A 14,623-nucleotide genomic window follows, 5' to 3' on the forward strand; every position below is an offset into this window, starting at 1 on the left:
GAATCAATTATTATTGGGCATGGACGTTAACCAGATAGCCACTAAAATTAATCAGGAGATTGCTGCTTTGCAATACGGACAGCACCCGCCGGAACTATATGAACCTATCCGGTATATGATGTCTTTGGGCGGAAAAAGGCTTCGCCCGGTGCTTACCCTCCTGGCAACTTCTTTATATACAGATGATTGGCAACGGTATGCCAAGCCGGCGTTAGCCGTAGAAGTATTCCACAACTTCACCCTCATGCACGACGATATTATGGATGCCGCCCCTCTGCGGCGGGGTAAACCTACTGTGCATACCCAATGGAACAACAATGTGGCTATTCTCTCTGGTGATGTAATGCTGGTAAATGCGTATGAGTTGCTCCTTGAACTTCCTGCCCAGCAATTGGCACAGGTTATCCGGCGGTTTAACCGCTGTGCTGCCGAAGTTTGCGAAGGCCAACAGCTAGATATGAACTTTGAAAAACAACCCGGTGTAACAGAAGAAGATTACCTGGAAATGATCCGGCTGAAAACAGCGGCTTTGCTAGGTTTTAGCCTGGAACTAGGCGGGTTAATGGTGGGGGCAGATCATACAGATACCACGTTGCTTTACGAGCTGGGTGAAAGTATAGGCATTGGCTTTCAGCTAAAAGACGACCTGCTGGATGTATTTGGGGAGCAGGCCAAAGTAGGCAAACAGGTTGGCGGCGATATTATGGCTAACAAAAAAACTTTTCTGCTGATTAAAGCTCTGCAAGAAGCACAAGAGCAGGACTTAGAAGAGCTGACCTACTGGCTGAATCAGCCCTCTTTTGTTCCGGAAGAAAAAGTAAAAGCTATAACAGCTATTTACGAACGGCTGGATATCCGACAGATTGCTGAGAATAAAATGAATGAATATTTTGCTTTAGGAATGTTCTGTCTGGATAGACTTCATGCCAATACAGCCAAAAAAGAAGCATTAAAACAGTTTATTGAGCAAATTATTGCCCGTGAAAACTAAGCAACCCTGACTGCTTATGTGGCAGTAGCTGCGGTAATTTTCTAAAAATAGACGTAACTTTTAAGGCAAGCCTTTCTTTTACCTGCGTAATCTTGCGTATTTTGTGCTACTTTTGCGTACCTGTAACCGCAGCTTCATTTTCAATACATACTAATCTTCCCTTTGCTTCATGAGCATTACGCTTATTATTATAGGTATTACCGTTATTGCCAGCCTCTATGCCTGGAATAACCAGACCATTTTTCAGAAGTGGATACTTAATCCATATACCGTGCAACGCCGCAAGGAATACCATCGGCTACTTACCTCCGGGCTCATCCACAACGATTATATGCACTTGTTTTTCAATATGTTCGCCTTGTACTTTTTCGGCGAACTCATTGAGCAGACATATATCATGGCTTTTGGCCAACTAGGTGCTGTTTTGTATGTCGGGCTATACGTACTGGGCATTATTGCATCTGACATTCCTACCTACCTGAAGCACAGAAACCATCCGCATTACAACTCACTGGGTGCTTCCGGAGGCGTTGCTTCAGTGGTTTTCTCGTCTATTCTGTTTTATCCTACCGAAAAAATCTGCCTGTATTTTGTATTTTGCCTGCCCAGCTTCATTTTTGGTGCTATCTACATGTTGTATTCGTATATGCAGGCCAAGCGAGGCGGCGATTATATTAACCACGATGCCCACTTATTCGGTGCTATATTCGGCATTGTATTCAGTGTCATTACGATGCCATCTGTAGTTATGCATTTTTTCAACCAGGTAGCAGGCTGGCGCTTGATTGAGTAACTTGCATCCGATTTTAGCCTACCATGAAATATTTACTTACTATACTGTTTTTTTCTATTGGTGTTCCTGGAATTTTTGCCCAAACCAACGATCAGGATGAAGCCAGTCTGCTCTTGCATGAAACGGACGGAATAAATATTGCCAGTTTAGACAGTACCTATCAGATCAATTTCCGGTTCCGGATGCAAAACCGCTTTGAGCTTGGCTCGGATGCTTCGGGAAACATTAACCGGAAGACCTTTCTGGTGAGGCGGATGCGCCTGCGTTCATTTGGCTATCTGGGTAGAAAAAACTTAACCTATCAGTTCCAGCTGGGTTTTGCCCGGGGTGATGCCGACATAGAAAACTCCGGATTTTATAACGTGCTCCGCGATGCAGTAATATTCTATAAACCTACCCGTAACCTGGAGCTTGGCATGGGCTTAACTAAATTGCCTGGAAACCGGCAACGGGTTATTTCTTCAGGTGAACAACAATTCGCTGACCGGTCTCTGTCTAATGCCACCTTCAACCTGGACCGCGATGCCGGAGTTTTTGTGTATTACCGCAATAAATTCAAAGGTGGTGTAAGATATAACCTGATGGGTGCTATCTCTACAGGTAAAGGGCGGAATTTTGATGTGAGTAATGCAGGCCTGGCTTATACCGGTAAAGTTGAACTTCTGCCTTTCGGTGATTTTACCTTACGGGGCGACTATTTTGAAGGAGATTGGGTACGGGAAAAATCACCCAAACTTTCCATAGCCGCTGCTTATTCTTTCAATGAAGATGCTGTGCGGGCCGGCGGACAGATTGGCGAAAAACTTTATGGCATATCAGATATTAATACATTTATCAGCGATATTTTATTTAAATATAGTGGCTTTGCCTTGTATGCCGAATACATCAAGCGGGATGCCAGCAACCCACTCACCTATAACGCCGACAACGACCTACGGTATGTATATGAAGGCACTGGCTTAAATATACAAGCCAGCTATATGTTGCCTGTCTATTTAGAGTTTGCCGCCAGGTATACGGCTATTACTCCGGATAAAGAACTGGAAGTAGCTACTACGGCTACCCGGCAATATACACTGGCGGCCACCAGGTACGTTCGCTGGCACCGGGTAAAACTTCAGACTGATCTTACCTACCAGGATGTACTCCTAAAAAATGATATCTTAAACTCCAAAGATGGATGGCTGTTCCGCTTCCAGGTAGAAGTGGGGATATAATGAGTAAGGAAGAATGAGTAAGGAATACTTGCTTATGAACCAATAATTGAAGTGCAGGGTACATACAGCTACATGCAAAATGAGGCTGAATAACGAATTTGGAACAAGGAATACTGAATAAAGAAAGCGGGATTCTTTTCAATATTCAGTATTTCTTATCTTGCTGTTGGAGATGCTTATCTTTTAGATACTTGATCACTAATACTTTGGAATATCCGGGTCAATCTGATCAGAGTAGGCCAGGATACCGCCTTTTAAATTATACAGGTTGGTATAGCCAAACTTCTTTTCCAGTTGTTGAATAGCTGTTCCGCTGCGGGCTCCGCTGCGGCAATGCACCACTACTTTTTTATCTTTGGAGATTTTATCGGCATTTTGCAAGACAGAGCCCAAGGGAATAAGTTCGCCACCCAGGTTGGCAAAATCATATTCATTGGGTTCGCGTACATCTATCAGTTGAAAGTCTTCGCCGCGGTCCTGCATATCTTTTAGTTCCTGCACAGTAATTTCCTTCATAAGGCTAATTTTTTGATGTGAGTTATGTGTTAACAAAAGTAATAATTATTTTTAAACCTCTTTATATAGCCTAGCTACGTTTGCAAAAATAACAGGTATCAACTTTTTCGTAAATAATTCTGTTATAGCTGCAATTTCAGAACTTTATACCTTATGAAAATAAACATCAACAGAAAGAATGACCTGTTTCATATGCAGGCAGTAAACGATACAGGTAATACCATCGATATGGATGGCTCCCCAACTATTGGCGGCGAAAATAAGGGATTCCGGCCTATGCAACTATTACTGGCCGCTATTGGCGGATGCAGTACCATTGATATTGTAAACATTCTGCGAAAACAGCGGGAACCCCTGGAAGATATTAAAATTACGGTAGACGGCGAACGAGAACCAAACGTAGAACCCTCTCTCTTTCAGGATATTCATGTACATTTTGATTTGAAAGGCAATTTGTCTGAAGAGAAAGTTAAAAAAGCCGTTGACTTATCTATGCAGAAGTATTGTTCAGTAGCCAAAACCCTGGAAAAAACAGCTAAAGTCACTTACGATTTCTCTATAGAAAGATCGTAAGCATAGCAGCTTTCCGTACTAACCTCTACTGGCAAAATATATGGAGAATTAAAGGAATAATGAACAGGAGAACAAGGAATTATACATAATGAACAGATATTAGTAATAGTCAAAATTCCATGTTCTTTGTTCATTATTAACTTCTTAGTCATCTCTTGTGATTGATATACCTACTCATAACACCTCTTACCTATCTTATTTATGGTTATTACGGCAAAAGTTGAAAACAGCTTCAACCAACATGGCGACTGTTCAAACCAATGATACGGCTCAACAATTAGCTATTCCGGGAAAAGCAACTGGCTGGGGCTCGGCAGTAAATGGCGGCGAGTTGCTTTGCCTGGCGTTGGCTACCTGTTTTTGCAATGATATCTACCGGGAAGCTAAGAAAAAGAATATTCACGTGACGAAAGTAGTGGTGGAAGCATCTGCTGAATTTGCGGCCGAAGGTGAAGCAGGCTATCATCTACAATACAAAGCTCATGTAGAAGGCGATGCTTCGGATGAAGTATTAGCCCAGTTGATCAGAGACACCGATAAAGTAGCTGAAATTCAAAACACCCTCCGCAAGGGTGTACCCGTGTCTTTACTCGAATGAGAGTAAAGGCTTATCTACTGCTCTGCCAGCAAATAGGTTACATCTGCATTAGTCAACAGCCCAAAGTCTCAGGCAAATTCACCATTTTATCTTGCTTATATACTAAAGCTTTACTTTCCTGCAAATTAGCCGGCACTGGCTTCCTATATTCATAGTAAAATGCTCTACATTTGCACCTCAATAAATAGCTTTTCAGATCACTATGGCCGAACAAGAAGAACCGAAACATTTTGAGACACAAGCCGTACGCACCCAGGCAGAAAAAACATCGTACAGAGAACATTCTGTACCTTTGTATCTTACCTCCAGTTTTACCTTTGAAGATGCCGAGCAAGCCAGAGCTATGTTTGCCGATGAAATACCTGGCAATATTTACACCCGCTTCTCCAATCCGAATACCACTGAGTTTATAGATAAACTTTGCTTGCTGGAAGGCGCAGAAGATGGCATTGCCACGGCCTCTGGCATGTCGGCTATGTTTACCAGTATGGCTGCCCTGGTTAAATCCGGCGATCACATACTGGCTTCCCGGTCCTTGTTTGGTTCTACCCACCAGATTCTGAACACGATATTTCCCAAATGGGGCATTACTCACTCCTACGCCGATATAAATAAACCGGAAACCTGGGAAAAGCTAATTCAGCCCAACACCAAGATGATCTTTGTGGAAACTCCTTCCAATCCGGCCCTGGATATGATTGACCTGGAATGGCTGGGAAAACTGGCTGCCAAACACCGGTTGATCCTGAATGTAGATAATTGTTTTGCCACACCTTATTTGCAGCAGCCCATAAAATATGGTGCCCACCTAGTAACTCACTCGGCTACCAAATTCATTGACGGACAAGGCCGTGCCATTGGCGGAGCTATTGTAGGAAATAAAGAACTAATAAAAGAGATTCGTTTCTTTTCCCGGCATACCGGTCCATCTATGTCGCCGTTCAATGCCTGGATATTATCGAAAAGCCTGGAGACCCTGGCTGTACGCATGGAAAGGCACTGCGATAATGCCCATAAGATAGCTGCTTACCTGGAAAAACATCCCGAAGTGGAAAAAGTTATTTACCCGTTCCTTTCTTCCTATCCGCAATATGAACTAGCCAAAAAGCAAATGCGGCTGGGCGGTGCTATGGTTACCGTAATTGTAAAAGGGGGAATAGAACGAGGCCGCCGCTTCCTGAATTCCTTGCAACTGCTTTCGTTAACTGCTAACCTGGGCGATACCCGCAGCATTGCCACTCATCCGGCTTCTACCACCCATAGCAAACTAACCGATGAAGACCGTGCCGCGGTAGGCATATTACCCGGCCTTATCCGCATCTCCGCCGGCCTTGAGCATGTAGATGATATTATTGCCGATATCAGGCAAGCACTGGAAAAGTCGAAAATCTAAACCAGGATTTGCAGGATTGAACGATAAGTAGTTATGTGCAAGTTATTAATTGTGGTAAATCCATAATTCTGGGTTCAGGAACCTTTAAACTTCTTGCCTTTTACTTTGCTCTTAGTTTTAGCAGTTTTTGTGGTACGTGGCTGGTTTTTCAGTTTTTTCTCATGGAAAGCTCCCTGAAAATCAGGGTTTTCTTTTCTTTTTTGGGTATCTATCTCCATAGCTATTTCCTGTGCTTCTTCAAAAGGGGTAGGCAATACCTCTACACTGGCAGGTAAGGGTTTTCTGGGAATCTTCATGCGGATAAGTTCTTCTATTTTCTGCACATGATATTCTTCCGCTTCATTCATAAAGGTAATAGCCTCGCCACTATGGTTGGCACGGCCGGTGCGGCCAATGCGGTGCACATAATCTTCATAGATAATAGGCACGTCGAAGTTAATTACATGGCTTACCAGGCTAATGTCTATGCCACGGGCCGCTACATCGGTGGCCACTAATATGCGCACATTTCCCTCTCTAAAAGCTTCCATCGAATTAATGCGGGTATTCTGGCCTTTATTGGCATGAATTACTTTCACCTGCTCCCCATCTAACTTTCTGGCTAAATAACGGAACGTATTTTCAGCTGTTTTTTTGGTGCGGGTAAAAATAATCACCCGGTTAAACGATTCGTCTTCCAGCAACGCATTGAGCAAGTTTATTTTGGTTTTCAGGTTTGGCACCTCATACAATACCTGGTTTACGGTTTCTACCGGCGTAGCCTGCGGCGTAACTTCCACCTTGGTAGGAAACTCCAGAAATTCATCCGACAAGCGTTCCACTTTTTCAGGGAAAGTAGCCGAGAAAAGCAGGTTCTGCCGTTTATTGGGGATAATCTCTAACAACCTGCGGATTTGTGGCATAAAACCCATATCCATCATTTTATCGGCTTCATCCAATACCAGGGTTTTCAACTCTTTGAGCACCAATTCGCCTTTCAGGTAAATATCCATTAAGCGGCCTGGAGTAGCTACCAATATATCAACTCCCTTCTGTATAGTTTCTATCTGCGTTTTTGGTCCTATTCCTCCATACACAGCCACATGGCGCAAATCCGTATACTTGGCTAGCTGGCTGATGCTTTCATCTATCTGCATGGCTAATTCGCGTGTGGGTGCCAGGATCAAAGCTCGGGGATGCATACCTTGCGCATATTTTACTTTCATGAGGATGGGCAGCAGATAGGCAGCCGTTTTGCCGGTGCCAGTCTGGGCTATTCCTAATACATCATGTCCTCCCTGAATTACCGGAATTGCCTTTTGCTGTATCTCTGTGGGAACTTCATAGTTAAGTTCTTCCACCGCCGAAAGGAGTTGCTTATTTAAATTAAAATCCTGAAAACTGGCCATATACAAAACTGCAAATGTGAAGATGTGAAAATTAGTTGATAGGGAGTAGTATACATAAAATGCATCAACTACTTAAGTTCAGCTGGCGAAAGCTTTTTTTCTCACCAACTGTTTTATGCTCGTCTATCCCTGCAAAGCTGATAAAGTTTTTTCTATTATACGTTGATTGGCTCAATTCATTTTACTTTAATCCCGAATCTGCTATACTTGTGTTAGAATAAGGAAATTTATGATACAAAACGTTTCCCGGTGGTATAAGCAAATCTTAGGTAGCAGCTTGTTTCTACTTCTGGTAGCCTGTTCATACAACGAACAAACCACTGAAAGTAAAACGGATACCCTAACTGCAGCACAGAAAACCGTTACCCCTGCCCCAACCGACACAGCTACCAGGGTCGCTACACCAGATACCAGCAAGCAGTTACCTTCTACCTCCCCAGCTTTACTTACGCAGGCGCAACGGGATGCCTTACCAGATAGTGCTTTTGTAGACCTGCTCAGCCTGGATTCTACGTTTGTACTGGATATGCGCTATGCCACCGATAGTAATTTCCTGAAAGCCAAGGTATACGATTGTGACCAGTGTTTGTTAAGAGCCGTGGTAGCCAAAGCCCTGGTAAATGTACAGCAATCGTTGAAAGAGAAAGGCTACCGCATAAAACTCTATGATTGCTATCGGCCACTGGATATACAAAAGCGGATGTGGAAAATTATGCCCGACGACCGTTATGTAGGCAATCCGTATGGCAATGGCTCCATACACAACAAAGGTGCTGCGGTAGACCTTACCCTGGTAGATGCCCAGGGCCAGGAACTGGATATGGGTACAGGTTTTGACCATTTTGGAAGAGAAGCCCACCATGCCTATAAAAACCTGCCAGCCCAGGTACTGGAGAACCGCAAATTGTTGAAAGAAAGCATGGAGAATGCCGGATTTTTGCCCATTACCAGCGAATGGTGGCATTATTTCTATAAGAACAATGGCTATTCAGTAGCTAACTTTAAACCTTCCTGCTGACGTTCTAATCACCTTCTCCGGATAGGTTTTGCTTCTATCGAACTGAGTTTTTATTCTGCCATTGGCTTCCTGGCCGCACTCCCGGAAGGTTTTCCAACCATTTCTGCCATTACTCCACTCCCAGCAATGGGCTTCGGCATCTTTTATAAAATAGGTATTGTAGTTGAAGCGGTTATTACCCTTTTTCCAGAAGGTATCTGCTTCATAATCTGCCCAGGCACCGCTCCGCTTGTTGGTAGCAAAATACGTAATGGTATTGTGATGCACATAGTTATTGATGCCATAAATTGGAACACCATCTACCTCCCGTTTCGATTGCCTGACTATGATGCCATCGCCACTTTTTTGGTCTACCACTACCTCGTTATGATGAATTTCCACATCGCTGGAAGTGGAGAGAAATAACTGCGCTCCATGGACTGTAGCATTGCGGGCTACATAATTATGGCGGATAATGGCACTATAGCTGATCTCATGAAATATACCGGAGGCTAGGTTGTCAGTACAAATATTGCCTTCATACAACGCATCTTTGTTTTTAATATCCGTCCATAGGCCAGGGCCCCAGTTATGGTGTACATAATTATTACGGACAACTAAACTATCTGTATAGGCAAACTTAGTTCCACCGCCTTCGTGCTCCCAGTTGTAGCCAATTTCCTTCAGGGTGTTATAGGCAATTTCGTTGTTCTCCACCAAAATGTTCTTGCCATTTGCTGTCATTCCCATCTGTCCGTTATGGTGAATGTAATTTCCCCGGATAATGGCATTATGTGACGCAGATAAACCCTTTCCATGATTCAGCCGGATTTCGTTATTTTCGATAATCCATCCTTCGCCGGGATACTGGTCGCCAATGGCTCCCATATGGCCGGGAATGGCATATTTTTCCACAACCAGCCCCCGGATAGCTACCCCCTTCGCATTTCCGCCAAATGCCCTGCGCGACACACTAATCTCCATTTTATGCCTGGTAGGGTCCTCTAACAGGTATACTTTATCCTGGTCATAATCAAAAAACCACTCACCAGGCTCTACTAGGAGCAAGGCCGTATCTTGCCGGAGGGGGTAATCATTTTTGTAAATATCTTCCGGATACTGGCAGCCTGCATAGCCCTTTACGCAGGCCGCGTATCGCTGCCCCTGTTGTGTCTGCCCATCGTGTACCCAGTATTTTCCTTCTTTCTTCCAATCTTTGAGCAGGCGGCTTCCATTGAGGATAGCTCCTTTTTCCCCAATAAACTGATTTTTATCTTTGGGTTTTACATCCTGCATCCGGTATAGTCCCGGTTTTAAAATAAAGAGGGTTCCTTCCGGATGCGCATCTACCGCTTTTTGAATTTCATCTCCAGGCTTCAGCACAACTTTTGTCTGCGAAAAAGCAGCAGGACCTATAAAAAGAAGCAAAGAAACAACCAGCAGGCAGTAAAATGGCATTTTTAAAAACTCCAAATAAGGTTTGAAGCTTTTATAAGCAATCTGCTTTTCTAACTGGTCCCAAATGCTATTTACTCTATTCATTCTGTTCATCTTTTCCGGCTGAGAAAGGATTATGGTACTTGATCTATATCAAAGTGCCGCTTTGTATGGAATGCCAATAAAACTGTGCCGGGAACAACTGTTCTGCCTAATCGGATTTGAATTAATATTTTTTTTACTTTCTTTATTTTTTTATACTCTCTCTAAAATCAGGTGTTTGATCTTTTTGGCATCGCCTCTGGTAAATCCCTCAATTACAATTTCTGGCCTGGCTCTGGGAATAACCCGGATCGTAGCAAACAACAGCCCATTATCAATCTCTACCCCGGAAATATCCTGATAGAACACAAAATTTTCAGTTCCACCAATGACTTTGTTTACTTTAAACGTCACCCCTTTTTCATTAAAAACTACCTCATCCGGCGAAAGGGTATCTTTGAACCGGCTGGCTGTAAATACTTCGTTCATATATCTGTATATTTGCTGTTTGTTAAAATCAAAAATCTGCAAAAGCCGTTGGACTTACAAGTAAAGCTTCTTTATTCTATTCATTTATATACTTCGGTGTTTAACAACTAAAGTAACTTTCTTTAGCGTGCAGGTAAACAGAAGTAATTCTTCATAAAAAGTAGCTAAGTCATTATTTCCACATTTCAAACCCATGCCTGTTATTACGCAATCTACCTACAAAGCGCCTGCTTACTTATTTAACGACGGTATTTTTAACTGTATCATTTTTAGAGAATCAGTAAATTTATTCATAAAAGTGATTCACCTGTTGAAAAGATTGGCCATTGAAAATTTCTCTTTGTTTCAATAACTAATCGTACTTTTACTTCTTCTACGACATAAGACCTCATTTAATTTGTTAGTGACATACTATGGATAGTAAAAAAGAAATGGAAAAGGAACTGGAAAGCGAACTGGTGATCCGGTTTCAGGACTGCGACCCTTTTGGCCACTTGAATAATGCCAAGTACTTGGATTATTTTTTTAACGCCCGTGCCGATCAAACTTTATTATATTATGGCTGGAGCCCGCTGAAGCTGTCGCAGGAATTTAATGCCCATTGGGTAGTAACCAACCATCAGATATCCTATTTACGGCCAGCCATGTTTGGAGAGACGGTACTGGTAAAAACAGCGCTGATCTTTTTTGACCATAATTCCATTACTACCGAGTGCCAGATGCTGGATAAAGAGAAAACTCAACTAAAAGCCATGATCTGGACAACGTTACGGAATGTATCCATGCAAACAGGCAAAAGTGTAGATCATTCTGAAAAACTCAATGAGTTACTGTCTAACATGATTATTCCGGATACCCATTATACTCCACTTGGCTATTACGATCGTCTCCAAAAACTGAAAGACTATTATAAAAGTTTATCTGCTAAAGGCTAAGTACAAAAAAACACCTCACACGTTTTGAAGCCTGTGAGGTGTGATAAATTTTCCGTCCTTACATTGTTCCTTCTGCCAGAAGCTTATCTATAAACAAATTAAAGTCTTCCACATACGCATCGTAATATTTACCAGTACCTGGGCCACTAAAGCCTGTGTGTACCCGGCGGACTTTGCCCTCTTTATCTATGAAAATAGTGCTTGGGAAAGCCACTACCTTATCTAGCATTGGTAATGTCTGGGCTGCGGCTTGTTTGTCGTTTACCCCGGCTAAAGCTACTTCATAGGTCACATCAAAGCGGTCTTTCATCTTTTGCAGTTTTGGCGCAGATACTGCAAAGTCTGGAATCCGTTCGTAAGCTAGTGCAATTACCTCTACTCCGCGGTCTTTGTTTTTCTGATACCAGGGAGCCAGAAACTTAGTTTCGTCCATACAATTGGGGCACCAGGAACCCATCAGCTGTACGACTACTACCTTTCCTCTATACCGCTCGTCATCCAGGGAAAGAGGTTTGCCATCCTCCACATTTGGAAAGGTAAAAGCTAGTCGGTCGAACCCTTTTTTCAGAAAGGCAAGAGAGTTGGCATCTGGCAGGGTAGCCGTAGAATCACGATTGGCTGTCCAGGCTTCATAGCTAGCCATACTCGACCAGAATCCGCCTGTTAATGTATTTTTATCCTTTCCAATACTGGCTTTAAATAGGTATACGTGAGTTCCATCAAAACAAGAAAGATAGAGACTATCCCTTTGTACGGTTCCGGCCAGATACCGGTAATCGCCTGTAGTGGTAAGGAAAGTACCAGTAATGTTGTTCCCTTTTTGTTCAAATACCCCTACTGCCGGATACGAATTATTTTCTGAACGGAAAGTAACTGCCCATTTACCTGTCAGGTCAGCAACTGGCGTTTGTGTAGCAGCAGTAAACCGGTGGGTAAGACCCTGCTGCGCGGAAAATGGCATATTCACATTTCCTGTAGGGCTATATCTGGTAAAGCGGCCGGTAAGTTTATCGTCATTTACTTTTGCCACCAACTCAGATTCAAATAATTCCATTGGAATCCGGATAGAATCGCCTTCTATCTTTGCTTCGTCCAATGCCAGTTTTTCCTGCCCATTAATGGCATAAGCTGCGTACGTACTGTCCGTTTTCTTTTCAATCTCCAGGCTGAAAGGAAGTTCGCCGCCAGGGGATTGCAGTACAGCCCGCCAAATTCCTGTTTGTATTGAAGGTTGTTGTTTGGTGGTGTCCTTCCCGGCAGAGTTAGAACAGGCTGTATAAATTAGTAGCAAAATTCCGAATAAACTATAGCGCATAAAGGATTAGGTTAACAGATTTTGATGCGGGCAATCTTGCTTCATAACAGGTATTTTTGTTATTTAGATTCCTCAGCAAGGAGTAGCTACACCTTTTGTTTGGTTTTTGGTTTGTAAAGGTAAGACTTAAAAATAAAATTTCTAGACAATCCCTAGTATATTTATAGAGATTGCATATATTTGGATTTTATTTTGAACAGGCTGTACCAACCAAGCGCTAACATTAGATGAAATCTACTCACCTTCACCAACCCATAAACACCTTAACCTTGGAATCTAAAATTCAAGTACTGGACGAAACTTCAGAAGTGAAAGAAAAAGTTACCCAGCCCTTTTACAGCCGGAAATGGTTTATTTTAGTTGCCGCTAGTTTGGTAGTCCTTATTGCACTAACTATATTTTTGCCTACCGGAATAATAGCTGAAGCTCCTTCTTTGCTAGAAAGTGTATTTACTGAGCAGTTAGTATTTTTTATACTAGTTGGCTTTGTAGCACAGATGATCGATGGAGCCTTAGGTATGGCGTATGGCGTAAGCTCCACTTCCTTTTTGTTAGGGTTAGGCGTACCACCAGCCATGGCCAGCTCTAGTGTGCATGTAGCAGAAGTGTTTACTTCAGGTGTATCTGGCTTGTCTCACTTAAAGCTTGGTAATGTCAATAGAAAACTTTTTCAAAGCCTGGTTATCCCTGGTATGGTAGGTGTAATTTTGGGTGCCTATATTCTTACTTCCATTGATGGAAAGATAATCAAACCGTTTATAGCTGCTTATCTAATGATTATGGGTATAGTTATTATCCGGAAAGCCTTCAAAAAAGTAAACGCACCCAAAGAACCAAAAAGACTAGCTATTCTGGCGGTTTTCGGCGGATTTATGGATGCTGTTGGCGGCGGAGGCTGGGGACCGATTGTTGCTTCCACCCTCATTAGCAAAGGACACAACCCCCGGTACACCATTGGGTCAGTAAACCTGGCTGAATTTTTTATTGCTTTAGCCGGAGCTGGTACATTTATATACCTGATTGGGGTAGATAACTGGCAGATTGTAGCAGGTCTGGTAGTGGGCGGAACTTTTGCTGCTCCTTTTGCTGCGTACTTGTGCAAAAAATTTAAGCCAAAAACGTTGATGATCATGGTAGGTGTACTCATTATCTGTTTAAGTCTTCGGACGATTTATCTCACTGTAGTCTGAATTATATAAAATTTATAGGTCGCTTTTTTATAAATTAGTGAATACCCTGTAAATTCAGTAGAACAAACAATTATCTGTATAACCCTAAAATCTATAAAACTATGTCACTCAGATTAGGCGATGTTGCCCCAAATTTTACTGCAAAAACCACCGAAGGAGAAATTACCTTCCATGAATGGCTGGGAGATAAATGGGGAGTTTTATTCTCTCACCCCGCAGATTTTACTCCTGTATGCACCACCGAACTAGGCATGACGGCCAAACTGAAAGATGAATTTGACAAGCGGAATGTAAAAGTAATGGCAGTAAGTGTAGACCCGCTGGATTCGCATGTGGAGTGGGTAAAAGATATCAACGAAACACAAAATACGCTGGTAAACTTCCCGCTGATTGCGGATGAAAACCGGGAGGTAGCTAACCTGTATGATATGATTCATCCCAATGCCTCAGAAAAAGCTACCGTACGTTCGGTGTTTGTGATTGGCCCTGATAAAAAAATAAAACTTACCTTAACTTATCCTGCCTCTACCGGCCGTAATTTCAATGAAATTCTGCGGGTAATTGACTCGTTGCAGTTAACTGCTTACCACAGTGTGGCTACCCCGGCTAACTGGGAAGATGGAGGAGATTGTGTTATTGTGCCAGCTGTAAAAGATGAAGATATTCCGGCTAAATTCCCTAAAGGCCATACGGTGATAAAACCCTACCTGCGGATGACGCCTCAACCAAACAAATAAATCTAAGCTATA

The 14,623-nt window shown here is 42.7% G+C and carries 15 protein-coding genes; 10 read left to right on the plus strand and 5 right to left on the minus strand.

Annotated elements, in window-relative coordinates:
• Positions 1-19 precede the first annotated feature (19 nt).
• The 3 genes from Q0590_RS00770 (at position 20) to Q0590_RS00780 (ending at position 3,001) form a co-directional block, all read left to right on the plus strand.
• Positions 20-991: a polyprenyl synthetase family protein gene (locus Q0590_RS00770; RefSeq protein WP_302035559.1), complete on the plus strand. Its 972-nt coding sequence runs from the start codon at positions 20-22 to the stop codon at positions 989-991.
• A gap of 169 nt (positions 992-1,160) precedes the next feature.
• On the plus strand, positions 1,161-1,784 hold the full coding sequence (locus tag Q0590_RS00775; RefSeq protein WP_302035560.1) for a rhomboid family intramembrane serine protease: 624 nt from the start codon (positions 1,161-1,163) through the stop codon (positions 1,782-1,784).
• Positions 1,785-1,807: 23 nt separating this feature from the next.
• Positions 1,808-3,001 carry a porin gene (locus Q0590_RS00780; protein ID WP_302035561.1) on the plus strand — a complete coding sequence of 398 codons (1,194 nt, stop codon included), beginning with the start codon at positions 1,808-1,810 and terminating at the stop codon, positions 2,999-3,001.
• A 198-nt stretch (positions 3,002-3,199) separates the two neighbouring features.
• Here the strand turns inward: Q0590_RS00780 and Q0590_RS00785 are convergent, their stop codons facing one another.
• Positions 3,200-3,517, minus strand: coding sequence for a rhodanese-like domain-containing protein (locus Q0590_RS00785; RefSeq protein ID WP_302035562.1), 318 nt, complete (start codon positions 3,515-3,517; stop codon positions 3,200-3,202).
• A 153-nt stretch (positions 3,518-3,670) separates the two neighbouring features.
• Here Q0590_RS00785 and Q0590_RS00790 point away from each other — a divergent pair, with 153 nt between their 5' ends.
• From Q0590_RS00790 to Q0590_RS00800, 3 genes are all read left to right on the plus strand, one after another.
• Complete coding sequence (locus tag Q0590_RS00790; protein WP_302035563.1) at positions 3,671-4,090, plus strand: OsmC family protein; 420 nt, start codon at positions 3,671-3,673, stop codon at positions 4,088-4,090.
• Between the two features lie 241 nt (positions 4,091-4,331).
• Entirely contained in the window at positions 4,332-4,688 is a 357-nt protein-coding gene (locus Q0590_RS00795; RefSeq protein ID WP_302035564.1) for an OsmC family protein, read from the plus strand.
• A gap of 202 nt (positions 4,689-4,890) precedes the next feature.
• Entirely contained in the window at positions 4,891-6,081 is a 1,191-nt protein-coding gene (locus Q0590_RS00800) for a trans-sulfuration enzyme family protein (RefSeq protein WP_302035565.1), read from the plus strand.
• Positions 6,082-6,155: 74 nt separating this feature from the next.
• On the opposite strand, the gene Q0590_RS00805 is transcribed toward Q0590_RS00800, so the two are convergent.
• Positions 6,156-7,475, minus strand: coding sequence for a DEAD/DEAH box helicase (locus Q0590_RS00805; RefSeq protein ID WP_302035566.1), 1,320 nt, complete (start codon positions 7,473-7,475; stop codon positions 6,156-6,158).
• Between the two features lie 223 nt (positions 7,476-7,698).
• On the opposite strand from Q0590_RS00805, the gene Q0590_RS00810 reads away from it, so the two are divergent.
• On the plus strand, positions 7,699-8,487 hold the full coding sequence (locus tag Q0590_RS00810; protein WP_302035567.1) for a M15 family metallopeptidase: 789 nt from the start codon (positions 7,699-7,701) through the stop codon (positions 8,485-8,487).
• Here Q0590_RS00810 and Q0590_RS00815 read toward each other — a convergent pair.
• Positions 8,458-10,008 (minus strand): right-handed parallel beta-helix repeat-containing protein, encoded by a 1,551-nt coding sequence (locus Q0590_RS00815; protein WP_302035568.1) that lies wholly within the window; start codon positions 10,006-10,008, stop codon positions 8,458-8,460. The genes Q0590_RS00810 and Q0590_RS00815 overlap by 30 nt on opposite strands.
• Before the next feature lie 150 nt (positions 10,009-10,158).
• On the minus strand, positions 10,159-10,434 hold the full coding sequence (locus Q0590_RS00820) for a hypothetical protein (RefSeq protein ID WP_302035569.1): 276 nt from the start codon (positions 10,432-10,434) through the stop codon (positions 10,159-10,161).
• Positions 10,435-10,847: 413 nt separating this feature from the next.
• Here Q0590_RS00820 and Q0590_RS00825 point away from each other — a divergent pair, with 413 nt between their 5' ends.
• Positions 10,848-11,369, plus strand: coding sequence for an acyl-CoA thioesterase (locus Q0590_RS00825; protein WP_302035570.1), 522 nt, complete (start codon positions 10,848-10,850; stop codon positions 11,367-11,369).
• A 58-nt stretch (positions 11,370-11,427) separates the two neighbouring features.
• Here Q0590_RS00825 and Q0590_RS00830 read toward each other — a convergent pair whose 3' ends face one another.
• A complete protein-coding gene (locus tag Q0590_RS00830) occupies positions 11,428-12,684 on the minus strand; it encodes a peroxiredoxin family protein (RefSeq protein WP_302035571.1) in 1,257 nt (418 codons plus the stop codon).
• A 227-nt stretch (positions 12,685-12,911) separates the two neighbouring features.
• Between Q0590_RS00830 and Q0590_RS00835 the strand changes: the two genes are divergently transcribed.
• Positions 12,912-13,874: a sulfite exporter TauE/SafE family protein gene (locus Q0590_RS00835; protein ID WP_302035572.1), complete on the plus strand. Its 963-nt coding sequence runs from the start codon at positions 12,912-12,914 to the stop codon at positions 13,872-13,874.
• Positions 13,875-13,975: 101 nt separating this feature from the next.
• Positions 13,976-14,611, plus strand: a complete 636-nt coding sequence (locus tag Q0590_RS00840) for a peroxiredoxin (protein WP_302035573.1) — start codon at positions 13,976-13,978, stop codon at positions 14,609-14,611.
• Positions 14,612-14,623 lie beyond the last annotated feature (12 nt).

This window comes from Rhodocytophaga aerolata (genome assembly GCF_030503435.1).
Lineage (GTDB): Bacteria > Bacteroidota > Bacteroidia > Cytophagales > 172606-1 > Rhodocytophaga > Rhodocytophaga aerolata.